Genomic DNA, 25,695 nt, shown 5'->3' on the forward strand with positions numbered 1-25,695 from the left:
AGCTTCTCGGCCAACAGCAGCGGCACAGGAGGAACCCTCAGCGTCAGCGACGGCACGCACATGGCCCAGATTGCGCTGCTTGGCCAGTACGCCGCCAACAGTTTCGTTGCGACTGGTGACGGCCACGGCGGAACGCTGATCACGGAGCCTGCCGCAGTCGCCATGCAGGCCCAACTGACGCAGCCGCATGCCTAGACCGTACCGATTGGAGACCGACCGGACGGAAAAGATCCTGGTGAGGGGTACGAGAAGCGTCGCGTAGACCGCGACAGGATCCCTGTACGGAGAGATGGCCTCGTCTTGCCCGTCATCTTGCCGCCGAATGTCCAAACGGATATTCGACGGCAAAGCGCGGTACATTGAAAAGTGTAGAGCTATCCGTTTCGTTATTCGGGTCGGATGAATTGCGCCTGTAGATCCCCGGTAAACGTCACCGGGCCGGTGTGGTTCAATTTGCTGAACGTATCGAGCCAGATTTCTCCGCCGAGATCGCGCCATCGCCGGCAGAACGCATAATCCTCCGAAAGGTATTCCTTCGTCTCGGGATCAATCATGCAGTCGAACAGGGCCCAGCGGGGGCTGTTTTCGGGTACGTGCCCCGCGTAGACCGGAGCTATGTGACGAAGCTCGGGATAGGCGTCGCACATCCGCTCGATGACATTGCGTCGGATGAGGAGGAAACCTGTGCCGATGCGCTTCACGGGCGCGAAGCCGTCCCTCGCCGTGATTGCGGTGCTATCCTCCCAAGCCAGTACATAGTGCAGTGCCGCGGTTTGGACATTGGAACGACCGGCCTTGATGGCGCGTTCGGCCTTGGCCCAGTCGACTTCTTTCAAGGGGTAGGCGCCCGCCGCAACGTCGACGTTGAATTTCAGAAGTCGCAGCACCTGGTCGGGCGAGAATCCGATGTCCGCATCGATGAACATCAGGTGCGTTGCGTGCTCGTGTGCCAGAAACTGGCGGACAAGCTCGTTGCGTGCGCGCGTGACCAGCGAGTCACTGAAGAAGCGAACGCCCATGCCAACGCCGAGCTCGAGGCACGTCGTTTGAAGCGTCAAAAGTGAGGTTATGTATGAAGTGGTCGCCAATCCTCCGTAGGTTGGAGTGGCGACAAGAATATAGGGCGGTTGCGACATGATACCCCTCGGTGGACGCGAACGAAGGAATTCAAGCTCTTTCGCTCGCGGCAATTATCTGATGCGGATCGTGAGTTACCGGCATCTTGCATTCGTCGTTTGAGATGGCCGGCCAAGATCCTTGATAGCTTACCGAATACGGCCTCCGGGACACCAGCGGAAACGGATACTGGTTCGCAGGCAGCACGCTGGAGCCTGCCCTGCGAGACGACGGCACCGGTGGCGTTCCGAGGCAACACCGGAAAGCTCAGGCGTGGCAGCTCCGCGAGCTTCAGTGGGAGCGTTGCGGGCAGGGCGGCGCAAGACACTATCGACTTCGCCGATCAACTTCGTATCCGTCCATAGCCCACCTGTACCGGGAATATTACGGGTGGCCCGCTGGCCGGGACCGATGGTAGGCATATCGCCAGCATTTCGCGGCCTGACAGCTATCTGGCCCCGACCTTCAGCCTCGAGCGACCGGCACGGAGGAGGCTCGGTTGTCGATCCCCACGTTCGACCAGCGGTCTGCTGACTACGCTGCACCACGCGCAGGGTGATCGCTTGTATGGAAAACCCGTCCCTTGGAGCGAAGGAGATCGCCCCGCGGGACGAGGCATTGAATTAAGTATTTTTGACAGCCGGGGCTGGTAGCCTAGCTCAGATACTTGCAAATTAGGCCGTTCTCGCAATATCAGGGAGCTTATTGTTATTCATATTTCAGGAAGACAGGTGTCCGAAGGCCCGGACCAGCACAGCGCAACCGACGAAGGGCTGATCGCGCTCGCCCGTCTGCTCCAGCTCAATGGTTTTGCTGCAGACCCCAAGCAGATTCAGCACGCGCTTGGAAACGTCGTCATTGGCGTCCCCGAGATGCTCCGCTTCGCGAGGCAATCGGGCTTCAAGGCGCGGGCCTTTCGAACGAGCTTCAAGCGGCTGCTCAAAACGCCGCTTCCGGCAATCGCCACCTTGCGCGACGGTGGAGTCCTGATCCTGGGCAAGGCGGCCGAGGGCAAGGTTCTCGTTCAGTCCGCCAAGATTGCCGTGCCGCAGATCCTCAGTCAGGCCGAGTTCGAGAAGATCTGGGACGGCCAGATCGTCTTGTTCACGCGTCGTGCACGCCTGGTCGAACTGACGCGGCGCTTCGATATCACCTGGTTCCTGGCCGCGATCGTGAAGTATCGCGCGCTTCTGGCCGAAGTCCTGGTCGCTTCCTTCTTTCTCCAGCTGTTTGCGCTGGCTTCGCCGCTGATATTCCAGGTCGTCATCGACAAGGTACTGGTGCATCAGAATCTCAGCACGTTGGACGTGCTGATCTTCGCTTTCTTTGCGATCGTGCTGTTCGAGACAGTTCTCGGCACATTGCGGACCTACGTCTTCTCGCACACGACAAACCGCATCGACGTCGAGCTCGGAGCGAGACTCTTCCGTCACCTGCTGGCGTTGCCGCTGTCCTATTTCCAGGCCCGCCGGGTCGGCGATTCCGTCGCCAGGGTACGTGAGCTGGAGAACATTCGGAATTTTCTCACCGGCTCCGCGCTGACGCTCACCATCGACCTGTTCTTCACGTTCGTCTTCCTCGCCGTCATGTTCGTCTACTCGCCGCTTCTGACGCTGGTCGTCGTCGGCTCGTTGCCGTTCTATGTGGCGCTGTCGATGAGCGCGACACCCGTCTTCCGCCGGCGCCTCGACGAGAAGTTCAGGCGGGGAGCCGAAAACCAGGCTTTCCTGGTGGAGAGCGTAACCGGCATTGAAACGCTGAAGTCGATGGCGATCGAGCCGCAGGCGCAGCGCAAGTGGGAAGAGCAGCTCGCCGGCTACGTCACGTCGAGCTTCCGCGTTTCGAACCTCGGAAATGTCACGAGCCAGGCGGTCCAGTTCGTCAGCAAGGCGACCACCGCGATCACGCTCTATCTCGGCGCCAAGGCGGTGATCGAAGGCAACCTGACCGTGGGCGAACTGGTCGCCTTCAACATGCTGGCGGGCAGGGTCAGTCAGCCGGTGTTGCGGCTGGCGCAGATATACCAGGACTTCCATCAGGCACGGCTGTCGGTCGAGCGGCTCGGCGACATCCTCAACACGCCGGCGGAGCCGACCTACAATCTCGGTCGGTCAACGCTCCCCGAAATATCCGGGGCGATCAAATTCGATCGGGTCGGATTTCGCTATCAGCTGGATGGCAGGGAGGTTCTGAAGGACATCGATTTCGAGATTCCCGCCGGGCAGGTGGTGGGGATCGTCGGATCGTCGGGATCCGGCAAGAGCACCATCGCAAAGCTCGTGCAGCGGCTCTATGTGCCGGAGCGCGGCCGGGTTCTCATCGACGGCGTCGACCTCGCGGTGGTCGATCCGTCCTGGCTGAGGCGCCAGATCGGCGTGGTGTTGCAGGACAATGTGCTGTTCAATGCCAGCATACGCGAGAACATCGCGGTGGCCGAGCCGGGCATGCCGATCGAGCGCGTCGTGGCGGCAGCAAAGCTTGCCGGCGCGCATGAGTTCATTCTCGAACTGACGGATGGATACGATACGACCGTAGGCGAGCGAGGTTCGACGCTGTCCGGCGGGCAGCGGCAGCGCATCGCGATCGCGCGCGCGCTCGTGACCAACCCGCGGATTCTGATCTTCGATGAAGCCACCAGCGCGCTGGATTACGAAAGCGAGCAGATCATCCAGCAGAACATGCTTCAGATCGTGCGGGGACGCACCGCCCTGATCATCGCGCACCGGCTGTCCACTATCCGCCGGGCCAATCGGATTTTGACGGTTGAGAACGGGTCAATCGTCGAGGACGGCACGCATCAGCAGCTGATCAGCGTCAACGGTAGATATTCCAAGCTCTATCGCTTGCAGGAGGGGCGGGCGGATGGCGCGGATTAGAAACGTGCTTGCCCTGCGGTCCGGTACCGACGAGCGGGAGTTCCTGCCGGCGGCGCTTGAAATCGTGGAGACACCAGCCTCGCCGGCCGGACGCCTCACCGGCGCGACAGTGATCGCGGTCTTCTGCGTCGCGCTCGCCTGGGCGGCCTTCGGCAAGGTGGACATCGTCGCATCCGCACAGGGCAAGATCGTTCCCATCGGCGGAACGAAGGTGATCCAGCCGTTCGAGACCGGGATCGTGAAGGCGATTCACGTTCACGAAGGTCAGCAGGTGAAGGCCGGTGACATTCTGGTCGAGGTGGATCCACGCATCAACCAGGCCGAACGGGATCATCTGGTCGTCGATTACCGGGCGGCCCGGCTCGAAGTCGCCAGAATTAACGCCGCACTCGCCAATGCAGACGACCCTCTGACCGCCTTTCATCCGCCTGATGATGCCTCACCGTCGGAAGTCGCGGTGGAGCGCGACTACCTGCTGAAACAGACGGCCGAGTTTCGCGCCAAGATCGAATCGCTCTCACGTCAACTCGAGGAGAAAAAGGCCGCGCGAGCGACCACCCAGGCGACGCTCGAGAAGCTCGCGGCCGTCGTTCCCATCATCCAGCAGAGGGTCGATATCCGGAAGACATCGTCCGAGCGCGAATACACCTCGAAGTACCAGTATCTGGAGATTTACCAGTCGCTGACCGAGGCGCAGCGTGAAGTCGTGGTCCAGCAGAACCATCTGCAGGAAGCCGAAGCCAGCATCGCCGCGCTCAGCGGATCGCGCGATCAGGCCATAGCCGAGTTTCAGCGGACGCTGTTCGGGCAGCTTGTCGAGGCGCAGCGCAAGGCCGACGGCCTGGCGCACGACATCGAGAAAGTGCAGAGCAAGATCAACGCGCAATACATGACGTCGCCGATTGACGGGACTGTCCAACAGCTCGCGATCCACACCGCAGGTGGCATCGTGACGCCCGCTCAGGTGCTTCTGGTCATCGCCCCTGCAAACGGACGCATCGAGATCGAAGCAATGGTGCCGAACAAGGACGTCGGATTCGTGCATCCGGGTCAAAAGGCGCAAATCAAGATCGACACCTTCAACTTCACCAAATACGGATTGATCCACGGCACTGTCGAGAGTGTCTCCCGCGACGCGGTCGTTCGCGAAAAGCCCCGGGACAAGTCCAGCGACCAGACGCCGGGCTCCACCAACACGACGAGCGAGCCGGCGGGGCAGCAGCTGGTGTTTACCGCACGTGTGTCGATGGATCGCACGGAGATGATGATCGACGATCGCGAGATCAACCTTTCCCCGGGTATGGCCGTGACGGTTGAGATTGCGACTGGAGCACGATCCATACTCTCGTACTTGCTGTCACCCCTGGTCCGATATGGGCATGACAGCATGAGGGAGAGATGATCTGTGAGCTGCTCCACAGTTTCGGCACTGCGCAGGGCCAGATGAGAGCTTGATCGCCGATGACGCCCGCAGTCGGTGGCGCGCCTGCAAGGGGTGTCGGCTGAGCTGAAATCTTGCGGACGACAGTTCGAACGTCCGGTCTCAGCTGGCGTCCGCGATCAGTTTGAAGTCGCTGTTGGGATCTTCGTAGGCATCGAGCATCGCCTTGGCGATCAGCTTCGGGTTGTGCCACCGCTCGACATAGAGCCGCGATGCCTGGCCACGGATCTGCCATTCGGATCGCCGATCAAGAATGGCGGCAATGTCCTCGACGAGATTTCCTGGGTTCAGCCGGTAGAGAGGCAGCTCGCGCTTGATGGCGTCCGGCACGAACATCATATCTTCTTCTCTGATGTAACATGCGACCGGCTTTCCCATTGCCATCATTTCGACGGCAAAGCCTCCATACCAGCCTGCCAGCACCTGGTCGATCGCGAGATCGGCCGATCGATAGATCTCGAGCGCTCGCTCGTGGCTGGTATTTTCGACAAGGACCAGGTCGAAGTCGTACCGCGATCGCAACTGTTCGAGGGCGTTCATGATCATCGGCGTGCCCTTGATCCGTCCTGCGGTCGGGGCATGAACGATTTTCGGCCGTCCCTGCTTCGAGGGCAGCGCAACGTCGAACTTCTCGATCTCGACGTTGGAGTAGGGGAGGAATCGACCATTCGGTACGACGTGCCCGAGCTCAGGATTGAGATAGAAGACGCGATCGAACAGCGGCAGGACCTTTTCGATCAGGAAGTGGCGTCGGTGGTCGAGCGCGTCCGTGCATCTTTGATACAGCTCGCAATGCTGCGGGGCGCACATCGTCCATTGGTTTCTCTTGTTGCCTTCATTCGCCAGTCGAACGTCACAACCTTGCAGCGTCATGAACAGCTTCTTGTTGAAGAAGCGCGCGACATGCAGGTCTGCAGCAGAAAGCCGGTTGATCGTGTCCGTCAGCAGCGACGCCCTGGAGAGCAAGGATCCCGGTGCTGAAAGCGGAAAGCCCGGCGACAGAAAGGTCTGTCCAAAGTAGAAATGAAGAACGTCGTAGCTCCATTGGCTCTTGAGGCCGAACGCCGTGCTGCGAATGGCGGTTTCGAGAAATCCGGTGCTCTTTGCCGATAGCACCCGGTCCGCCGAGTATCCAAGCCATGTGTCGTTGCGAACGACGACGTCGCTGGATGCCCCCAGCTGCCGTTCGGCACGGGATAGCACCCAAGGCTGATTGCCGACATTGACTGGTCCGTGCAGGATTCTCATGTGCGGGTATTCAGGTCCACCGAGCGCGATGAAGGTTTGCGCAGGCTACTCGGCATGATCGTGGCTCGCGAACTCGCCGATTTGCCTCGTCAGGCTTGTCTGCAGATCTTCGGGAAGATCGGCGGTTTCACAATAGAGCCTTCCGAGCCGGGCTGCGACGGCTTGCAGGCTATAATGTGCTTCTACGTAGCGGCGCCCGGCCTTGCCGATGGCATTCAGGTCGAGCTCACCGCTCAAGCATCGCTTCAGCACATCATAGATATCGTCAGGACGCGTGTTGATGATCGGGCAGGTTGCCGGATCGATCATCATCTGGTCGCCCCGCAGAAAGCACAAGACCGGCTTCGCCATGGCCATCGCCTCGAGGGCCGTGTAGCCGTGAAAGCCCGCGACAAACTGATCCGCAACAACGTGCGATGCGCCAAAGAGCTCGAGGACCTTCTTGTTGGGAACGCCGTGGACGGAAACCAGCTCGATCTTCTCTCCTTCCTTCACCAGCCGATCAATCGCCTCGATCAGAAGCCTCGTTCCCTTGAAGTGTCCGTGGTTCGGCGCATGGGCCACCTTCAGCACGTCGCCGGCCTTGTAGACCGGCGGCTTCGCGGCGAGCTTGCTTGCGTCGATCGGCCAGTAGTGCATGTCCCGGCAGCCAGGCACATACGTCACCATGTCCCCCATCGCGATCTGCGCGGTCGCGCGGCCTGTGAGGCGGTTGATCGATGAGGCGTGCATCTCTGTCGTGCAGACACAGAACTTGCCCGGGGCCGGGCATTCCTCGCACAGGTTCGGGTGACCGAGTGCGAGCGTTGATTCCCGTGCCCGGACATCGGCGCCGTAGGCGTAGGTGTACAAGCGCTTTCCCGACTGGAACAGGAGGTCGAGTTCCTCAGGGTTGATGCCATAGCGTCCATCGCTCAGCATCAGACCACGGTCGTAGAAGTAATTGAAGATATCGTAGCGAAGCAGGGCCCACGCCAGGACCACGCGACGAAACAGGCCGAGACCTCTTCGGCTGCGCAGCAGTCGAAGGAAACCCTCGAACAGCATGAGATTGATGTCGAACGATCTCGTCACGTAGTACGTGTTGAACACCAGCGACGAGGAGCGAAATCCCAGCAAGCGATCGCAGCGGGCGAGAAGCGGCAAGGTGAGGATCGGGGTGGCGGCCCACAAGGTACGCACCTTTCCCTTGGCCAGACGCTTCTCGGTGGCGCGCCGCGCCGCGCGAACAAGCACGCGGGTGACGAAACCTGCGATGGCAGATTGGGCCGGCAGGGGAGATGCAATGCCGTCGGTGGGAAGCGGCGCTTCCGTCAGGGACGTCGGTCCGATGGGTTCAATCTTGTTCACTTAGGGATCCGATGGATGCCAACTCAACATCAGCCAGCGGTTTCTAGCACAGGTTTGGTCCGAAGCGGCCATGTGATGCAGGCCCGGAGAGGCGGTGCAGAGCTGGCGGCCGGGCCTCGCTATCTCAGGTTTCAGCAGCGCATGAAGGCAGCTTCGATTGGTCCGGGAACGTTGACGCTCAATACGTGAACAGGCTAAGACAGCGGCGGTTTGTTCCAAATGCGCACATATTCCGACGCGGCGGTTATACCGAGCTCCGCCATCGAATCAATCTGGATAGGCATTTCGTGTGCGGCATATTTGGCCTCGTAGATAAGACCGGGCCCGTCGATGCCCGCCAAGTGGACCAGATGACTGATCTCGTCGCCCACCGCGGACCGGATGGGCGTGGGGTGAGGGTCAACGGGAACGTCGGGATGGGACACCGGCGACTGGCCATCATCGATCTGACCGACGACGGCGCACAGCCGATGCGCGACAGACGGCTTCCCATCTGGATCACCTACAACGGCGAGATCTACAATTACGTCGAGCTCCGCACGGAGCTCGAGGCGCTCGGATATACCTTTCACACGGCCTCGGACACCGAGGTCCTGCTCACAGCCTATGTTTGTTGGGGCACAAAGTGCCTCGAACGCTTCAACGGCATGTGGTCGTTTGCGATTCACGATGAGCGCGACAACACGCTGTTCTGCGCCCGGGACAGGTTCGGCGTGAAGCCGTTCTACTACATCAATACGGCGAGGCAGTTCGCGTTCGGCTCGGAGATCCGCCAGCTTCTTCCGTTGGTCGAGCGCCCGATCGCGGATGACGATCTGATCAGCGATTTCCTCGTTTGCGGCATGACCGACCATACCAGCCGGACCTTCTTCAAGGGGGTCGAGAAGTTGCCTCCCGGGCATCGGATGCGCGTCGACGTGTCGACCGGGCAGATCGAAATCGAACGCTACTATTCGCTTGCGCCTGGGGCGGCCGTCTCCGACGAAGCCGGCGCAGCGAAATCGTTGCGAGAGCTGCTTGATGACGCGACGCGTCTGCGGCTGCGTTCGGATGTCCGTGTCGGAACCTGCCTGTCGGGGGGGCTGGACAGTTCGAGCGTCGCGACACTGGCAGCGCGGCGCTATGCGCCGGGTTCGAGCGAGCGCTTCTTTGCCATCACGGCCGTGAGCGAGCAGGCGTCCAACAATGAAGAGGCGTACGCGGCGGAGGTTGCGGAAAAGGCAGAGTTGAACTGGCTACGCACCAAACCGTCCTATCAGGACTTCGCATCCACGGCCGAGACCTTGCTCGACGTCCAGGAGGAGCCGTTCGCCGGCCCTTCGATCATGATGCAGTATGCGGTGATGCAGGCCGCGCGATCGAACGGCGTCATCGTGCTGCTCGACGGTCAGGGCGGTGACGAAACGTTGTTGGGGTACCATCGCTACTATGCGGCCTGGTTGCTCGACCATCTTCGCAGCGGTGGCTTCCGTGGATTTCTGTCGGCCTTCGGTGCCGCCACGCGGGCAGGTGTTTCGCGCGGGCGGTTGCTGATGTATCTGTTCGGTGCCAGTTCGGCAGGGCTGCGCGCTGCCTATTACCGGCTGCGTTACAGTTTTCTCAGAAATCCCGGCTTGCCCGAGCCGCTTCGCCGCTTTGCCTCGAAGACGAGGGATGCGCAGGCCATGCAGGTGCTGGAGATTACCGAGACCAATCTGCCGATGCTGCTGCGTTTCGAAGACAAGAACGCGATGCGGTTCGGCATCGAAACGCGACTTCCGTTCCTTGACTATCGCTTCGTCGAGTTTGCGTTGGCGCTGCCGACACGCATCAAGCTGAACAAGGGATGGGCAAAATGGCCGCTCCGTGCCGCCATGAGCGATCTGCTGCCGGCCAGCATCAGCTGGCGGAGGGACAAGATCGGTTTCGCTGCTCCGGACCGGATCTGGCTCACGCGACACTCGGCTCCGATGTATGACAAGGTGATCGCAAGCGAGCTCTTGGCCCGTTATGTCGACATGCCGAAGCTCAAGAGAAAATTTCATCGGCTCGATCTCGGGATGCGCTGGAGGCTTTATTGCGTTGCGCTCTGGGGTGAGCGCTTTCGGGTCGAAGCGCCATGAGGCCTGGGGATTCCTGGATGTCATCGTTGCCGTCCGCAATTGACGGCTTGCTGGCTGCTGCTTTCCGGGCGGCCCCATGAACATCTGGCTATTGCATCCGTTCGCCGGGGGGCCGGGCCTCGGCCGTCACTGGCGGCCGTTTTGGCTCGCCGACGCCTGGAGAAGAATGGGGCATCGGGTCGTCGTGGTCAGCGCCGGCTTCCATCACCTGCACCGGGAGGCGCGCGCTGCCGGGCCGCAGCGGATCAACGACGTCGACTTCTGGTTCCTCGACACGCCGCGCTACGGCAGTGGCAGCTTGGGGCGGCTTCGGAACAATCTGAGCTTTGGGCCGGCCGTCCGCTCGACCGCGAGCGCAATTGCCGCGCAGTTCGGCAAACCGGATCTGATGATCGCGTCGAGCCCGCATCTGTTCTTCATCTCAGCGGCGCACCAGATCGCCCGGCATTTCGATGCCAGGTTTTGGCTGGAGGTCCGCGATCTCTGGCCGGAAAGCATCGTAGCGCTTGGAATGACGCCGGCATGGCATCCCCTGATGAAGGTGCTCGGCTGGAAGGAGCGCGCCGCCTATCGCGCGGCTGATCGCGTGATCTGCCTCTTGGCCGGAGCCGAAGCCCACATGCGCGCGCGTGGCTTGCCGGCGGGCAAGTTCTTGTGGGTCCCTAATGGGGTGTCCGACGGTGAAATACAGAGCGCGCTCACTATCGAGAAGCTTGATCACCCCCTGATCGACCGCATCAACCTGCTCAAACAGCAGGGCGTGCGCGTCGTCCTCTATGCTGGCGGCATGGGCCCGCCCAATGCCGTGGAGGCTATTCTCGACGCGGCCTCGATCCTCGGCGAAGCGAACTCCGGGATCCATTTTGTGATGATTGGTTCCGGCACGTCCCGGCTCGCGCTCAAACAGCGGGCGGCGGGGCTCGCCAACGTCGAGTTTCACGACGAGGTCGAGCGATCCATCGTGCACGGTATGCTGCACGCGTCCGATTGCGCAGTGGTCGCCTTCCACAAGAACGCGCTGTACCACCACGGCATCAGCCCCAACAAGCTGTTCGACTACGGCCTGTTCGCGCCGCGCAGCGTCATTGCCTGTGAGGAGCGGGCGCTCGTTGGGCTCGAGGATTTGGTGACTGCCCGATGCGCGCCGGACGACCCCGGCGCGCTCGCCGCGTCGCTGCGCGCTGCGCTCAACGGTCCGGTGCGTTCGCGGGCCGAGCGCGTCGCCATCGCACAGCGGTACAGCTATTCGACGCTCGCCGCGCGATATCTGGCCGAGCCGGGGGATCCTGCCCAAGTGTGGCCCCCGCGACACATTGGTCTCAAATAAAGTCTTTTATTATCAGTAGCTTATGACGTTCATGGCGTGAACGAATTAGCTTGACGTTCATCCAGTGAACGCGCTATCAGCCACTTCCAGTGGGGATGGGCGTGATGGCAGGACTTCTACCAACGGATGAGAATGACAGCGACCGGCTGGTGCTCGGGCTGCTCACCTCGCTCGAGGCAGATGGTGCGCAATCGCAGCGGCGGATGGCAGCCGATCTCGGCGTCGCGCTCGGCCTCGTCAACGCGTATCTCAAGCGGGCGATCAAGAAGGGCTTTGTCAAGGTCGGGCAGGCACCGGCGCGGCGCTATGCCTACTACCTCACGCCGCAAGGCTTCTCCGAGAAATCGCGACTGACCGTCCAGTTCCTGTCGGATTCCTTTTCGCTCTTCCGCAAGGCGAAAGAGGAGTACGGCAGGCTGTTCGAGCGCGCTCAGGCGCTCGGCTTCAGGCGGGTGGTGCTCGCCGGACAGTCGGATCTTTGCGAAATTGCGATCCTGTGCGCGGTCGATGGGCCGGTTTCTGTCCTTGCGATCGTCGATCCCGATGCAACCGCAACCCGGTTCATCGGCGTCAAGGTCGTCTCCTCCTATGCGTTGGTGGACGAGCCGTTCGATGCGGTCGTCGTGACGCATCTGACGGCGGCGCGAAGCGTATTCGAGCAGGCAGTCAGCAATTTCGGCGCGGAGAAAGTCCTCGCGCCTGATCTGCTGGGCTTGCGTCCAAAGCAGTCGCTGGGGGCATGATGGCGATGGAACTCGGGACCCGCTGGTACGTCGTCCAGACGCAAGTCAATGCCGAAGCAAAGGCGGCCGCCAACCTCGAGCGGCAGGGCTTTTCCATCTATTTTCCTCGTTACCTGAAGCGCCGCAGTCATGCCAGGAAGGTGGAGACTGTGCCGCGTCCGTTGTTTCCGCGCTATCTCTTCGTTGGGATCGATCTCGCGTCGCAGCGGTGGCGTGCCATTCAATCGACGCTCGGCGTGTCGCACCTCGTGTGCGTCGGAGACCGGCCGGCCATGGTGGAAGACCGCGTCATCGATGCCTTGAAGGGGCGCGAGGACGACGCCGGCTTCATCACGCTTGCACGCAGGCCGGCGTTCTCGCCCGGGGATAAAGTGCGAATTGTCGAGGGGGCGTTCGTCGACAGTCTTGCGCTCGTTGAAGACGCCAGCGATCACCATCGCGTTGCGGTTCTCTTGAACCTGTTGGGCCGCAAGGTTCGTGTTCTTGTCGGGACGGACCTGATCGCTGCGGCGTAAGTGCGTCTGCCCACGGGCAGGCGTGATCGACATGTTTGGCTTGGGTGTGATGCTCGATTCACCCCGAGTGCGGTAGCTTGCCTGAAACAGGCAGAGAACGTTTGAGAGAGGGGCCCATGACGACTTACGCACTGATCGGCGCTGCCGGCTACATCGCGCCGCGGCACATGCGGGCGATGGCCGAGACCGGCGGCAATCTGGCCGTGGCGTACGACCCCAACGATTCGGTGGGCATCATGGATAGTCATTTTCCGGATGCCGAGTTCTTCACCCAGTTCGAGCTGTTCGATCGTCACGTCGATCAGTTGCGCAGAGGCGGCAAGAAGATCGACTATATGTCGATCTGCTCGCCGAACTATTTGCACGACGCGCATTGTCGGTTTGCGCTGCGATCGGGCGTGGATGCCATCTGCGAAAAGCCGCTGGTCCTCAATCCCGGCGACATCGACGAACTGGCCGCCATCGAGCAGGACACCGGCCGCCGCATCTCGACCATTCTGCAATTGCGCCTGCATCCGGCGATCATCGCGTTGCGCGATCGCTTCGCCAATTCGCAGAAGCGCCACAAGGTCGAGCTGACCTATATTACGTCGCGCGGGCGCTGGTATCACACCTCCTGGAAGGGGGCAGACCCGAAGTCGGGTGGCGTAGCCACCAACATCGGAGTGCACTTCTTCGACATGCTGAGCTTCGTGTTCGGCCCTGCCAGCCGCAACGAGGCGCATCTGCGTGAGGCGGAGAGGGCGGCCGGCTCTCTGGAATGCGAACGTGCGGATGTGAGCTGGTTCCTGTCGCTGGACCGCAACGATTTGCCCGACGGCGTGAAAGGGAAGAAGACGACCTATCGCTCGATCACTGTCGACGGCGAGGAGGTCGAGTTTTCCGAAGGGTTCACCGATCTCCACACGCGGAGCTATGAGGAGATCGTCGCCGGTCGCGGTTTCAGGCTGGACGAAGTTCGCCCCTCGATTGATATCGTCTCGACGTTTCGCCATGCGCCGATCGTCCGAAGCAATGGCGTTCACGCCTTCGCCCAGAAGGCGATGCACAAATGAGCGAGATGCGCGAGGATCCGCGCTTTCCAGGCGTCTTGATCCATCAATCGAGCTACGTCGATGATGGAGCGGTGCTCGGGCGCGGCACCAAGATCTGGCACTTTTGCCACATTCTGCCGCGCACGGTGATCGGCGAGGACTGCTCGATCGGCCAGAACGTGATGATAGGTCCGAACGTCAGGATCGGAAACGGCTGCAAGATCCAGAACAACGTCTCGATCTATGACGGCGTCGAGCTTGACGATGACGTGTTCTGCGGTCCGAGCTGCGTTTTCACGAACGTCAACAATCCGCGCGCCGGTGTGTCGCGGAAGGACGAGTTTCGCAAGACGCCGATCGGACGCGGCTCCAGCATCGGCGCCAATGCGACCATCGTCTGCGGACATTCGCTGGGCGAGTACAGTTTCATCGGGGCAGGTTCCGTTGTCACGAAGGATGTCGCCGCTTTTTCGTTGATGGCGGGTAATCCGGCGCGACGGATTGGCTGGATGAGCAGAGCAGGTGAGCGGTTGGGCAGCGATCTGGTCTGCCCGCGCACGCATCGTCGTTATGAGCTTCGCAATGAAGCGCTGGTTGAAATCGAGGGTTGAAGAAGATGGATATTCGCGGAAAGAAGGTTGTCGTTATCGGGGGCGCCGGGCTGATCGGGTCGCATGCGGTCGATCAGCTGACGCAGACTGACGTCGGCGAGATCGTCATTTACGACAACTTCGTGCGCGGCACGCATGAGAACCTTGCAGGCGCCTTGCGCGATCCCCGCGTCAAGATTTTCGAGGCCGGCGGCGACATCACCCAGGTCGATATCCTCGATGCTGCCCTGAAGGGAGCCGATGGCGTTTTTCAATTCGCCGCGCTTTGGCTGCTGCAGTGCCACGAATTCCCGCGGACGGCCTTTGACGTCAACGTCAACGGAATGTTCAACGTGCTGGATGGCTGCGTGCGCAACGGGGTCAAGCGGCTGGTCTGGTCGTCGTCGGCGTCGGTGTACGGCGATGCCGTCGAGGAGCCGATGACGGAAGACCATCCCTTCAACAACAAGAATTTCTATGGTGCCACGAAGATCTGCGGCGAGGCTATGGCGCGCGCCTACCACTTCCGCTACGGCCTCGACTATGTCGGCCTTCGTTACATGAACGTGTACGGCCCGCGTCAGGATTATCGCGGCGCCTACATCGCCGTGATCATGAAGATGCTCGACGCGATCGACAAGGGAGAAGGGCCGACGATCCTTGGCGATGGCTCGGAGGCGTTCGATTTCGTTGCGGTGGAGGATTGCGCGCGCGCCAATCTGTGCGCCATGGGCGCGACTGCGACGGATCGCTTCTACAATGTCGGCACCGGCCAGCGGACCTCGCTGAAGCAGATCGCCGAAAAGCTCCTGAACCTCACCGGCTCCAACCAGCCCATCAACTATGCGCCGCGCAGCCAGGCCACACTTGTGCGCAACCGGATCGGTTCGCCGAAGCGGGCGCAGGAGGAAATCGGCTTCACCGCCGGGATCGACCTGGACGACGGGTTGCGGCGGCTGATCGAGTGGCGCAAGAGCCATATCGATCAGGTCGATCAGCGTCGTGCCAAGGCCCAAATCTGAGGCTCAAGTCTGAGCTCGTACCTGAGATCATCGAATAGATCGGCCGACATCACATGTGTGGCATAGCCGGAATTCTGCACCGCGACGGGCGGCCCGCTTCAATCACCACGTTGACGGCAATGACCGACATCATTGCCCATCGCGGGCCGGACGGCGAAGGCCACTACTGCAACGGTCCCGTTGGACTGGGCCATCGTCGGCTCTCGATCATCGACCTGACCGACGCTGCGCGGCAGCCGATGGAGACGCGCGACGGGCGCTTTGTGCTGACCTACAATGGAGAAATCTACAACTTCAAGGAATTGAAGATCGAGCTTTCGGCGAGGGGCCGCGTTTTCAACTCCTCCGGTGACAGCGAGGTGTTGCTGCATGCCTTCGCCGAGTGGGGCCTCGGAGCGCTGCTCAAATTCAACGGCATGTTCGCCTTTGCGATCTGGGACAATCAGGAGCGGAAGCTCACATTGGCCCGGGATCGCTTTGGCGTGAAACCGCTTTACTACGCGGAGCTTGGCCAGACATTCGTCTTCGCCTCCGAGCACAAGGCTTTTCGGGCATTCTCCGAGTACAAACCGCGCGTCGACATAAGCGGTCTGTCGGAATATCTCAGCTTTCAAAACTTCTTCGCCGAGCGGACATTGTTTGCCGGCGTGAAGTTGCTGCCGGCCGGCTGCTACCTGCAGATTTCGCAGGACGGCAGGGCCGTCGAGCCGGTGCAGTACTGGGATTTCCATTTCGAGGAGCCCGAGTACGCGGTCGACGAGATTGAGGCGACCGACGAGCTCGATCGCCTGTTCAGGCAGGCGGTTAACCGGCAACTCGTGAGCGACGTCGAGGTCGGGTGCTATCTTTCCGGCGGCATGGATTCCGGCTCCATTACGGCGCTCGCATCGAGCCAGCTGCCGTTCATGCGGACGTTTACGGTCGGCTTCGATCTCAACTCGGCCTCAGGTGTCGAACTTGGATACGACGAGCGGACCAAGGCCGAGCATATGTCGTATCTGTTCAAGACCGAACACTATGAAATGGTCTTGAAGGCCGGCGATATGGAGCGCGCGCTGCCTCAGCTGGCGTGGCATCTGGAAGAGCCTCGTGTCGGCCAGTCCTATCCCAACTTCTACGCGGCGAAGCTCGCGTCGAAATTCGGGAAGGTGGTGCTGACGGGGACCGGGGGAGATGAACTCTTCGGCGGATACCCCTGGCGCTACTATCGCGCTGTCGTGAACGACGACTTCGATCATTACATCGAAAAATACTTTGGGTTCTGGCAGCGCATGATTCCGAGCGGAACGATGCCGAGGCTGCTGGGACCGGTATGGGATGAAGCCAAGCAGACCTCGCCGATCGATATTTTCAGGGGCGTGTTCAAGGAGCACGCCTCGGAGCTGCGGCGGCCCGAGGACTATGTCAACCACTCGCTCTACTTTGAGGCCAAGACGTTCCTGAACGGGCTTCTCGTCGTCGAGGACAAGCTCGCCATGGCGCATGGGCTCGAGAGCAGGGTGCCGTTTCTCGACAATGATCTCGTCGATTTCGCAATGAAGCTCCCCGCCAAGATGAAGCTCGGCAATCTGACCGAGGTGATTCGCCTCAACGAAAACGAGCCCGGAGGAAAGGCGCAGCGCTATTACGAGCGCACAAAGGACGGCAAGCTGATTTTGCGGAAGATGATGAGCCGGCATATTCCGGACGAGGTGGCGGAGCGCGAGAAACAGGGCTTCTCCGCGCCGGACGCCAGCTGGTTCAAGGGAGAGAGCATCGAGTATGTCAAACGGAAGCTCTTCAGCAACACCGCTCGAATCTACGATTTTGTCGACCGGAAGACCGTTCGTTCGCTGGTTGATGAACATCTGGAAGGACGGGAAAACAGGCGGCTGCTGATTTGGTCTTTGCTCAATCTCGAGCAGATCATGGAAAGCAGCTTCTAGGCACGCACAGATGGGAACGCGCTGCAGATGAATGGTATCTTCCCGGCAGCAAGATGGGTGCGGGTGGGCTTGTCGCCATACCGCAACTCTCAGGCCTTATGGACGACGATCGAGCAGATCCGGCGGTACCCCGATCTCTTGCGGGAGATGGTGGATCGTGACCTGAGCGCTGCGCATGCCCGGCACGGGTTTGGTGCCTTGTGGGTCTTCATTCATCCCCTCGTGGTCGTTGGGACATACCTGCTCATCTTCGGCTTCGTGCTGGGAAGCAAGCTGTCAATCAGCGCGGATTTTCCCGGCGATTTCTCCGCCTATATCCTGGCAAGCCTGGTTCCTTGGCTGATGATGCAGGCTGCGCTGGTGCGCGGACCCGGAGCGCTGATCGGGAGTGCAAGTCTGGTCAAGCAGGTCGTGTTTCCGATCGAGCTGCTTCCGATCGCATCGACCATTGCTGCAACGATACCTCACCTGCCGGCCCTCGCACTCGTCATTCTCTACAAGGCCTATGTGGGGGGGCTCAGCTGGATGGTCCTGCTGCTGCCGGTCGTATTCGTCATTCATGCGATCCTGGCTGTCGGATTGAGCTTCGCCCTTGCTGCGATCACGCCGTTCTTCCGCGATCTGCGCGAGCTCGTCACCGTGTTCACGTCGATCGCGATGTACCTGATGCCGACGGTGTACCTCCCCGACTGGATGCCGCGTGCCCTCCGTCCATTGATCTATTCGAATCCATTCAGCTACCTCGTCTGGGTCTACCAGGACGTTCTCTTCTTCGGTTCGTTCAGACACCCGTACGCCTGGGCGATCACCCTCTTGTTCGCGCTGCTGAGTCTGGGGCTCGGATACCGCATGTTCGAAAAGCTGAAACCGTACTATGGCAATGCTCTCTAACGATCGAGACGCCGGTGAACTGATTCCGCTTGTGGGCTCAGCAGAGCCGGAATTCGCTATTCGCGTCACTAATCTCGGAAAGGCCTATCGGCTCTATCAGCAGCCGTTGGATTTCCTGAAAGAGATCGTCACCGGAAAGCCTCGGCACCACGAGCACTGGGCGATCCAGAATGTTTCCTTCGAGGTGTTGCGTGGACGCGTGGTCGGCATCATCGGGCCGAACGGCGCGGGAAAAAGTACCCTCCTGAAGATCGTCGCCGGACTGCTGGATGCCACGACCGGGCGTGTCGAGGTGGCCGGCAAGCTGTCCGCGATCCTGGAGCTGGGGACCGGCTTTCATCCGGATGTATCGGGTCGCGACAACATCGTCCTCGGCGGCATGTGCCTGGGTATGACGCGAGCGGAGATCGAGGCGAAGGTTCCCTGGATCATCGATTTCAGCGAGCTTGCCGAGGTGATCGATCAGCCGTTCCGGACCTATTCGAGCGGCATGCAGGCGAGGCTCACCTTCGCCACGGCAATCAGCGTCGATCCGGAGCTTTTCATCGTCGACGAGGCGCTCGCAGCCGGCGATACCGCATTTGTCAACAAGTGCATGAAGCGGGTTCGTCAGATCTGCGAAAGCGGCGCCACCGTCCTGTTCGTTTCGCATTCGAGCGGGTTGATCAGCGAGCTGTGTGACGAGGCGATCTGGATCGACAAGGGTCGGGTGCTGATGCACGGAAATGCTCAGCGCGTCAGCAAGGCCTACGAGCAGAGTGTTTGGGATATCGAGGAAGCGCGCAATCTCCGGGAAACCAAGAAGCTGAGCGCGTCGATCGAGAGCACCGCCGAAACCGGAAAATACGAGCTCGGCGGCGGTACCCTGCAGATCACTGCCGTCGAAGTGCTTGACGTCGACGGCAAGCCGATCGGCGTTGTCAAGAACGGGGAACCGCTTCGGATACGAATTTCGTGGTCGGGAACAACGGAGCACAAGCAGATCTACGCCAGCCTGCGGATAGACAGCGGCCGTATGCAAGCCGTCGCAGGAATTGAAGGATATGACGGTGGCATGTTTCTAGACGCAGACGGCCATCTACCGGAACGCGGGGGTATCGTCTACGAGATACCAGAACTCGCCCTTGGCGAGGGCCAGTACTTCGTTTCCGTGAGCCTCTGTCGTCACATGCTGCCGAAGGGGGCAGAGGCCATTCTACATTATGTCGAAAAGGCCGCTCAGTTCTCAGTGTCGCGGAATTCCTTGTGGCACTTTAACTACATCTACGATCCGAAGTTCACCTGCCGGATAGAGAGTGACCTATGACCGAAGATCGTTGGCGAGAGAGATTGGAAGCGTTCTTCGAACTCAGGGCGAGTTCGATCGATGAGAAGCCGACCCTCGACGACCTTTGCTATATAGCTGGCCGCAACCCGCGGCTGTGGGCCGACGGCAGGCTTCTCGACGATCTCAGACAGGATATGCTTGGTCTGATGAACGTGGACGGAGCGGCTTCGGTTCTTGAAGTCGGCTGCGCGGCCGGGTTTTTGGCGAACGTGGTGGCCCCCAGCGTCAACGAATACGTAGGAGTTGATCTCGCGGAGGCGCCGCTTGCCGTTGCAAGGCGCCTCCAGCTGAAGAATGCGAGCTTCGAGAGGGCGAGCGGCGAACGTCTTCATTTCTCCGATCAGCAGTTCGACGCAGCCTTTTGCTATGATGTTTTCTCGAATTTTCCGTCGTTTGCGGCGGGAGAGCCAATCATTGCGGAAATGCTCCGGGTGGTGAAACCGCACGGCCGGGTTCTGATCGGATCGATTCCAGACCGTGAAAGAGCGGAAGAACTGCAGGTCATCGCTAGGAATCTCACGACGAAGTTCGAGCAGGAATTTGGACCCGAAGCGGAACGGGCGCCATTGGGAACGATTCGGAAGTACGAACAAAGGTCGGGCGCCGCAGCGAAGATCGCCAGCCTGCTGGGATTGAGCAAGTTGTCGGCTCCGATTCCAGTCGAAATCAAGCCCGAGATCGTCTCCTACTATTTCGACCGGAAGGATTTTATCGCGCTGGGGCGGCGCCTCGGGGTCGAGACGAGAATTGTCGATATCCATCCGCTGAATCCTTATTTCGGCACACGCTTCAATGCAGTGTTTGAATCGCGATGAAGGTCGTCAGGTTTCGCGAACTTGATCGTTGTGACTGGGATCGTTTGGCGCTGCAATCGCCCGAGGCCTGGCTCACACATCGATCCGCCTGGATCGAGATCGAGGAGCGTTTCTTCGTGTCCGCGAACTTGTCCTTCGCTCTCGAAGAGAACTCGCAGCTCGTCGGCATCCAGCCCTTGTTTATCAATGAGCGCGCCGGAATGGCATTTGGCGAGCGCTTGCTGCATTCGGGGATTCATCGCCATACCGGGCTTGCGCTCGACCTCGATGTCGGCGCGGGCGTCGCGAAGGCCGCACGTCAGGCCGCGATGCAGGAAATACTTGCGATCGGCGATTTATATGACGTCGATCGCATTCAGTTGAACTACCACAATCTCGCGCCGGCAAATCGCCATTCCGGGAGAGAAGCGGTCCCGTTCTGGGTCAGCGAGTTCGGTTTCCAACTCGGTATTGCGTTTGGGCCGTCGGGAATGTTGCCTTGTCCCGGTTCGTCGACCCTGAACGCCGATCAGTTGGTCGATCTCGCCCCAACCGTTGATGAGTTGTTCGCGCGATTGGACAACAGCTGCCGCACTGCGGTCCGGAAAGCGGAGAAATCAAATCTGCAATTCGAGATATCGAGTGATGCCTCATATCTCGAAGCCTACATGGATATTGCGCGCGCATCGGCCACAAGAACCGGCGAAGCTCTACCCCCACTCGAGTACTACAGGGATATCTTCAGGTCGTTTGCGGGTGACGGCGGTGTTCACCTTGCTTTTGTCAGGCATGACGCGAATCCAATTGCGGGCCTGATCTTGTTGGCCGACAAGAAGGCAGTCAGTTTTCTCGCCGGTGTTTCCCTGCCCGACGCGATGAATCTGAGGCCCAACAATTTTCTGCACTGGAATGCAATCAGGTGGGCCAAGCACTCGGGTTTCGAGGTGTACCGGTTTGGACCCTGGTTTCCGGAGGTGCCACGCGACTGGCCGATCTCCAAGGTCTCCCTTTTCAAGACCAAATTTGGATCGAGAAGCCTGCCAATCGTCCAGGGTAGCTTGTTCCGTCGGCCAGAACTCTACACGCCGAGCCATCCGAACCCGCTGAACGAGGTTGGACGGTTTCCGTTGCGACCGACCGTTTCGGGACAAGCCGGCGCTTCGTTCATCGCGCAACATCTCCAAATGTTCGGATTCGAGCGTGCCTCGTCCATGCAGGATGGCGAGCCCCTGGTGCTTCTTCGCCCAGGCCACGCCGATGTGTCCCTGGCGGAGGACGCTCTTCGGCGAGGCGGTTGCGTGATTGCCGTTCTTCCCAGTGTGCAGTTTGGAAATGCGTTCGGTGTGGAAACGGAGGTAAAGACAACTGCCTCACCTCAAGTGTTCCACGCCGCGTTTGCAGGTTCAAAACCGTGGTCACGACTGCGGACGTTGCATTCGTATATGCACTTCAGGCCCAAAGGTAATGTTACGACGATCGTGGCAAGCCAGCGCCAGGAGGTGATCTGGCTTCAGCGCCAGGCCGGGACTGGCGGTTCGATCATTTTCATTGGAACGGATCTCGCTTCCGACCTCGTTCGCTATCGGCAAGGCGATCCCGCGGCTGCGAGCAATCGACCCACGAACGCCATGTGGGGCATTGCCGGTGAACGGCCGAACTACTTGTTTGAACATCAGCTCTCGGGCGAAAACCTCGACGAGCGGCCAGCCGACTGGTGGTGCGAGACGCTGGCCGATGCTGTGCACCGGTTGTGCGGCTTGGCGAGATCGCCAATGTTGCCCAATGGAGCGGCGGGCGCCATCGTTGTGACGGGGGACGATGACCAGGCGGCACTTCATTGCTACGCGCAGCAGGCGGAAGCGCTTGGCTCGCTGCCCGTCACGTATTTTCTTCATCCGCTTACCAAGCACGACAGCGATACGCTGAACCAGCTTAAGGAAGGTCGGCGCCTGGAGCTCGGCCTGCATCCGGACGCGCTCGATCAGCCGGACAAATACTCAGAACTATTTGCCGCACAGGTGGGCTGGTTCCGGCAACTTACGGGCCACGATCCCCGTACGGTGCGAAACCATGGGTTCCTCAACGATGGTTACTGGGGGCACGCGTCGGCCTGGATCGCCCATGGTACCGCTGGTAGTTCCAATTTGCCGGGGCTCGACGGCCGCATTATCAACGGCTCGCTTTTGCCCGCGCGTTTGGTGCTCAACAGTGAGTTGACGGACCACTGGAGCGTCCTGACCGCCATCGGCGACGGTGTTGTGTTCGTACAGGGTGTGGACAGTGTTCAGTCGGCCAAATGTATCACGGGCCTCGCGAAGCGCATCAAGGACAGCGGCGTTCCCGGGGTGATCGTCGTCAATCTCCATCCCGAGAATATTGAGAAGACGCGAAGCATGCACGAGGCGGTCCTTGATGTTGTGCGCGACGGCTTCGTGCCATTGACGATGAGTGAATGCTTTGAATGGTTCGAACGCCGGCAACAACCAGAGGTTCAACGGCAGAAACGACCACTCTTTCAATGGCGGAGAAGACATTGAGTACAGCTCACCGACGCTTGGTCGTGCTTGGGGGGCCCGGAGACGGACTTGTCGTCGCAGAGGCCATTCACCAGGCTGCTGCAGCAGGGCTGCAGGTTGAGCTTGTCGGCTTCCTCAATGATGCGCTGCCAGTAGGGACGACTTTGCAGAATGTCCCGGTCCTTGGACGTTTCGAAGACTGGCGGCAACTTGATCCCGGCCTGCTGTTCTGCCCGGCGGTTCAAAAGGTGAAGGATATGCCGGCCCGGGTGGACAGGATCGAAAGCCTTGGAATTCCGGATGAGCGTTGGGGTACGATCATTCACCCGCGAGCTGTGGTGGCATCCGATGTTGAAGTCGGGGTCGGCGCCTTCGTGGCCTCCTGCGTCACGGTTCAACCCGGATCCCGGATAGGGCGATTTGCCAGCCTTCGCGCCGGCGCGGTTCTCGGCCACCATAGCGTCGTCGATGATCACGCCTACGTCGGGCCAAATGCGACGATGTGTGGGCGAACCGTCGTGTCGTACGGTGCGCATCTCGGCCCTGGGGCCGTTTTGCTCGATAACCGCACTCTCGGACCATTCTCTGTCGCAGGAATTTCGTCCGCGGTTACCAAGGACGTGCCCGAATACTGGGTGGTGTTCGGAAATCCGGCCGTCCGGGTCGGTACGATTCAAAAGCGTAAGAGATAGCAGTTACCTGACCCGCGTCATGTTTGGATCAAGGATAGGAACATGATCGCTCTCGCCAACCATCTCGTATCGAGGGAGGATGTATGACGGACGTTCGCGCCAAGATAGTTGAAATCATCAACGGAATAACGCGGCCTGCAAAGATCGGCAATTCCGACCCCGAGAAGTCGTTGCTTGCCGAGGGGCTTCTGGACTCTCTCGATTTTGCCAGCGTGCTGATGGCGATTGAAGACGAGTTCGACCTCGTTCTGCAGGATGCCGACGTGGAGGACCTGAATTCGATCAACAAGCTGGTCCAATTCGTTTCGGTCCACGCGACGGCCTAGGTAGGTTGGCTGTGCCGCGACCGCCACAACTTGTTCTCGTCACCGACGAAACTGCAGGCAGAGCCCTGACGATCGACGACATCGTGGTTGGCGATGCAGTCGAGCAGCAGTTTGCATTCGATCGCCCGGCGCGCGATGCCTTTGCGATCGTTGCAAACGATCGCGCGCCTGTTCATGACGACGAACGGTTTGCTCACAGCAAGGGGTTCGGCGGTCCTATCATTCAGGGGTTCTGCGTTGCCTCGCGGTTCTCTCGGCTGATCGGAATGTATCTGCCGGGCGAGCACGCAATTCTGCAAGGCGTCAATATCACTTTCCGGCAACCTACTTATGAAGGGCAAGCTGTTCGTTTCCGCGTGTGCGTAACGCGAGTGCTTCGGCCCATGCGGGTTATCAAGCTGAGTCTTGTGACGACATCGGATAGCGGCGACCATTTGGAAGGTGAGGCGCAATGTCTGATACGGTAGCGAGGAGCGTGTCGTCGGTCGCGTCTCTGCTGGAGCGTCTGGAGAGCCGTCGAGACACTCCGGCATTGGCGATTGGGAAATCAGAAATCTCGACCGGCCAGTTGCTTGCGGCAACGTCGGCTTGGGAGGCGGATATCGTGGCTGCGGGCATCGCGCCCGGCGATATCTGCGCTTTCGAGGGGGAATATGGCGTCGAATCGATCAGCCTGATCCTGGCGTTGTTGAAGCTCAAGACGGTTCTCGTGCCCTTCAGTCTCGGTGTGCGCGAGGAGCGCGGACGATTGTCGTCGCTGGCACGAGTGAAGTGGTTCATCGATCCGCTCACACGAGAAATCGCGCGACAGGCTGAGTTGGAGGGCAGTGATCATCCGCTGATTGAGGAGCTCAGGACCCAAGAGCATCCAGGTCTTATCGTATTTACGTCCGGGTCGTCCGGCACTCCCAAAGCGATCCTTCATGACGTCGAGCGTGTCGCCTCGAAATTTCTAAAGCCGCGCAAGTCCTGGCGGATGCTGTTGATGCTGCTGATCGACCATTTCGGGGGGGTGAACACGCTTCTTGCCTGCCTGTTCGACGGTGGCGTCGGGATATGCGTCGGCAACAGGTCTCCGGAGGCGGTGTGCCGGGCAGTATCGGATGGGCGGGCCGAATTGCTTCCGACGACTCCAACGTTCCTGGGCGTGCTGATCGGCTCGGGTCTTTGGAGACAGTACGATCTATCGTCGATTCGTTTGATCACTTACGGCGCCGAGCCCATGCCACCCGCTACACTTCGGCGGGTGAGGGAGGTCTTTCCAAATGCCGTTCTCAAGCAGACCTATGGCCTGTCCGAGCTCGGTGTCCTCCGTTCCTCGTCACCCGACCCCGAATCCCTATGGATAAGGATCGGGGGGGATGGTTTTGAGACGCGCGTGATTGACGGTGAACTTCACGTTCGATCGGCGTCGTCCATGCTCGGATACCTGAATGCGCCGAGTCCGGTGAACGCCGATGGCTGGATGAGCACCGGCGATCTCGTCGAGGAAAACGACAGCGGATTGGTGCGCTTCATCGGCCGCAAGACCGAGGTTATCAATGTTGGCGGGCAGAAGGTCTTCCCACTCGAGGTCGAAGACGTGATCCTCGAGCTGGAGGACGTTGTGGAGGTCGCCGTTCATGGAGTGCCTCACACCCTGCTCGGCAACGCAGTCGTTGCGCGTGTAGCCCTTCAGCGGCCGGAAAGTGCGGGTGAGGCAGTTCAGAAAATCCGCGATCACTGTCGAAGCCGTCTGCAAAAATACAAGGTTCCAATCCGGTTTGAGATCGTCGACCACTCTTCCCTGACGACGATGCGGTCGAAGAAGGCTCGAACCCGCCCGATGCCGGAGAACTGATTTGGTGTCCACGAGAGTTT

At 60.2% G+C, this 25,695-nt stretch carries 23 protein-coding genes; 19 read left to right on the top strand and 4 right to left on the bottom strand.

Annotated elements, in window-relative coordinates; translation table 11 throughout:
• Nucleotides 1-195 (top strand): hypothetical protein (locus tag H8A92_RS17860; protein WP_229196991.1); only part of this gene is annotated, 195 nt, incomplete at its 5' end.
• A 191-nt stretch (nucleotides 196-386) separates the two neighbouring features.
• Here H8A92_RS17860 and H8A92_RS17865 read toward each other — a convergent pair.
• Nucleotides 387-1,136, bottom strand: coding sequence for a hypothetical protein (locus H8A92_RS17865; RefSeq protein ID WP_163152927.1), 750 nt, complete (start codon nucleotides 1,134-1,136; stop codon nucleotides 387-389).
• 711 nt (nucleotides 1,137-1,847) lie between these two features.
• Here H8A92_RS17865 and H8A92_RS17870 point away from each other — a divergent pair.
• Together H8A92_RS17870 and H8A92_RS17875 are read left to right on the top strand one after the other, a co-directional pair.
• Entirely contained in the window at nucleotides 1,848-3,992 is a 2,145-nt protein-coding gene (locus H8A92_RS17870) for a type I secretion system permease/ATPase (RefSeq protein ID WP_229196992.1), read from the top strand.
• Nucleotides 3,979-5,394 carry an HlyD family type I secretion periplasmic adaptor subunit gene (locus tag H8A92_RS17875; protein ID WP_229196993.1) on the top strand — a complete coding sequence of 472 codons (1,416 nt, stop codon included), beginning with the start codon at nucleotides 3,979-3,981 and terminating at the stop codon, nucleotides 5,392-5,394. The genes H8A92_RS17870 and H8A92_RS17875 overlap by 14 nt, the downstream gene beginning before the upstream one ends.
• Nucleotides 5,395-5,535: 141 nt before the next feature.
• Here H8A92_RS17875 and H8A92_RS17880 read toward each other — a convergent pair whose 3' ends face one another.
• The 3 genes from H8A92_RS17880 to H8A92_RS17890 all read right to left on the bottom strand — a co-directional run bounded on the left by H8A92_RS17880 (nucleotide 5,536) and on the right by H8A92_RS17890 (nucleotide 8,402).
• Entirely contained in the window at nucleotides 5,536-6,681 is a 1,146-nt protein-coding gene (locus H8A92_RS17880; protein ID WP_229196994.1) for a glycosyltransferase, read from the bottom strand.
• A 45-nt stretch (nucleotides 6,682-6,726) separates the two neighbouring features.
• Nucleotides 6,727-8,031, bottom strand: coding sequence for a glycosyltransferase family protein (locus H8A92_RS17885; protein ID WP_229196995.1), 1,305 nt, complete (start codon nucleotides 8,029-8,031; stop codon nucleotides 6,727-6,729).
• A gap of 194 nt (nucleotides 8,032-8,225) precedes the next feature.
• The gene (locus H8A92_RS17890) at nucleotides 8,226-8,402 is read right to left on the bottom strand and encodes a hypothetical protein (protein ID WP_229197029.1); all 177 of its coding nucleotides are present in this window, start codon (nucleotides 8,400-8,402) and stop codon (nucleotides 8,226-8,228) included.
• Here H8A92_RS17890 and asnB (H8A92_RS17895) point away from each other — a divergent pair.
• From asnB (H8A92_RS17895) to H8A92_RS17970, 16 genes are all read left to right on the top strand, one after another.
• Nucleotides 8,382-10,133 carry an asparagine synthase (glutamine-hydrolyzing) gene (asnB, locus tag H8A92_RS17895; RefSeq protein ID WP_229196996.1) on the top strand — a complete coding sequence of 584 codons (1,752 nt, stop codon included), beginning with the start codon at nucleotides 8,382-8,384 and terminating at the stop codon, nucleotides 10,131-10,133. The two genes, H8A92_RS17890 and asnB (H8A92_RS17895), sit on opposite strands and share 21 nt — an antisense overlap.
• A gap of 76 nt (nucleotides 10,134-10,209) precedes the next feature.
• A complete protein-coding gene (locus H8A92_RS17900; RefSeq protein ID WP_229196997.1) occupies nucleotides 10,210-11,460 on the top strand; it encodes a glycosyltransferase family 4 protein in 1,251 nt (416 codons plus the stop codon).
• Between the two features lie 104 nt (nucleotides 11,461-11,564).
• Nucleotides 11,565-12,203 carry a winged helix-turn-helix transcriptional regulator gene (locus H8A92_RS17905; RefSeq protein WP_163152961.1) on the top strand — a complete coding sequence of 213 codons (639 nt, stop codon included), beginning with the start codon at nucleotides 11,565-11,567 and terminating at the stop codon, nucleotides 12,201-12,203.
• On the top strand, nucleotides 12,203-12,718 hold the full coding sequence (gene nusG, locus H8A92_RS17910; RefSeq protein ID WP_229196998.1) for a transcription termination/antitermination protein NusG: 516 nt from the start codon (nucleotides 12,203-12,205) through the stop codon (nucleotides 12,716-12,718). Before H8A92_RS17905 ends, nusG begins: the two co-directional genes overlap by 1 nt.
• A 116-nt stretch (nucleotides 12,719-12,834) precedes the next feature.
• Entirely contained in the window at nucleotides 12,835-13,773 is a 939-nt protein-coding gene (locus H8A92_RS17915) for a Gfo/Idh/MocA family oxidoreductase (RefSeq protein WP_229196999.1), read from the top strand.
• Nucleotides 13,770-14,363, top strand: coding sequence for an acyltransferase (locus H8A92_RS17920; protein ID WP_229197000.1), 594 nt, complete (start codon nucleotides 13,770-13,772; stop codon nucleotides 14,361-14,363). The genes H8A92_RS17915 and H8A92_RS17920 overlap by 4 nt, the downstream gene beginning before the upstream one ends.
• A gap of 5 nt (nucleotides 14,364-14,368) precedes the next feature.
• Nucleotides 14,369-15,364: an NAD-dependent epimerase/dehydratase family protein gene (locus tag H8A92_RS17925; protein WP_229197001.1), complete on the top strand. Its 996-nt coding sequence runs from the start codon at nucleotides 14,369-14,371 to the stop codon at nucleotides 15,362-15,364.
• Between the two features lie 53 nt (nucleotides 15,365-15,417).
• The gene (gene asnB, locus H8A92_RS17930; protein WP_229197002.1) at nucleotides 15,418-17,289 is read left to right on the top strand and encodes an asparagine synthase (glutamine-hydrolyzing); all 1,872 of its coding nucleotides are present in this window, start codon (nucleotides 15,418-15,420) and stop codon (nucleotides 17,287-17,289) included.
• A 27-nt stretch (nucleotides 17,290-17,316) separates the two neighbouring features.
• Nucleotides 17,317-18,180: an ABC transporter permease gene (locus H8A92_RS17935; RefSeq protein ID WP_229197003.1), complete on the top strand. Its 864-nt coding sequence runs from the start codon at nucleotides 17,317-17,319 to the stop codon at nucleotides 18,178-18,180.
• Nucleotides 18,164-19,486: an ABC transporter ATP-binding protein gene (locus tag H8A92_RS17940; protein ID WP_229197004.1), complete on the top strand. Its 1,323-nt coding sequence runs from the start codon at nucleotides 18,164-18,166 to the stop codon at nucleotides 19,484-19,486. Before H8A92_RS17935 ends, H8A92_RS17940 begins: the two co-directional genes overlap by 17 nt.
• Complete coding sequence (locus tag H8A92_RS17945; RefSeq protein ID WP_229197005.1) at nucleotides 19,483-20,322, top strand: class I SAM-dependent methyltransferase; 840 nt, start codon at nucleotides 19,483-19,485, stop codon at nucleotides 20,320-20,322. The genes H8A92_RS17940 and H8A92_RS17945 overlap by 4 nt, the downstream gene beginning before the upstream one ends.
• Nucleotides 20,319-22,838 (top strand): lipid II:glycine glycyltransferase FemX, encoded by a 2,520-nt coding sequence (locus tag H8A92_RS17950; RefSeq protein WP_229197006.1) that lies wholly within the window; start codon nucleotides 20,319-20,321, stop codon nucleotides 22,836-22,838. The genes H8A92_RS17945 and H8A92_RS17950 overlap by 4 nt, the downstream gene beginning before the upstream one ends.
• Complete coding sequence (locus tag H8A92_RS17955; RefSeq protein ID WP_229197007.1) at nucleotides 22,820-23,509, top strand: LbetaH domain-containing protein; 690 nt, start codon at nucleotides 22,820-22,822, stop codon at nucleotides 23,507-23,509. Before H8A92_RS17950 ends, H8A92_RS17955 begins: the two co-directional genes overlap by 19 nt.
• Before the next feature lie 83 nt (nucleotides 23,510-23,592).
• A complete protein-coding gene (locus H8A92_RS17960; RefSeq protein ID WP_021080477.1) occupies nucleotides 23,593-23,835 on the top strand; it encodes an acyl carrier protein in 243 nt (80 codons plus the stop codon).
• A gap of 11 nt (nucleotides 23,836-23,846) precedes the next feature.
• The gene (locus H8A92_RS17965) at nucleotides 23,847-24,302 is read left to right on the top strand and encodes a MaoC/PaaZ C-terminal domain-containing protein (protein ID WP_229197028.1); all 456 of its coding nucleotides are present in this window, start codon (nucleotides 23,847-23,849) and stop codon (nucleotides 24,300-24,302) included.
• Nucleotides 24,287-25,675 carry an ANL family adenylate-forming protein gene (locus tag H8A92_RS17970; RefSeq protein WP_229197008.1) on the top strand — a complete coding sequence of 463 codons (1,389 nt, stop codon included), beginning with the start codon at nucleotides 24,287-24,289 and terminating at the stop codon, nucleotides 25,673-25,675. Before H8A92_RS17965 ends, H8A92_RS17970 begins: the two co-directional genes overlap by 16 nt.
• Nucleotides 25,676-25,695: the final 20 nt, after the last annotated feature.

This window comes from Bradyrhizobium acaciae (genome assembly GCF_020889785.1).
Lineage (GTDB): Bacteria > Pseudomonadota > Alphaproteobacteria > Rhizobiales > Xanthobacteraceae > Bradyrhizobium > Bradyrhizobium acaciae.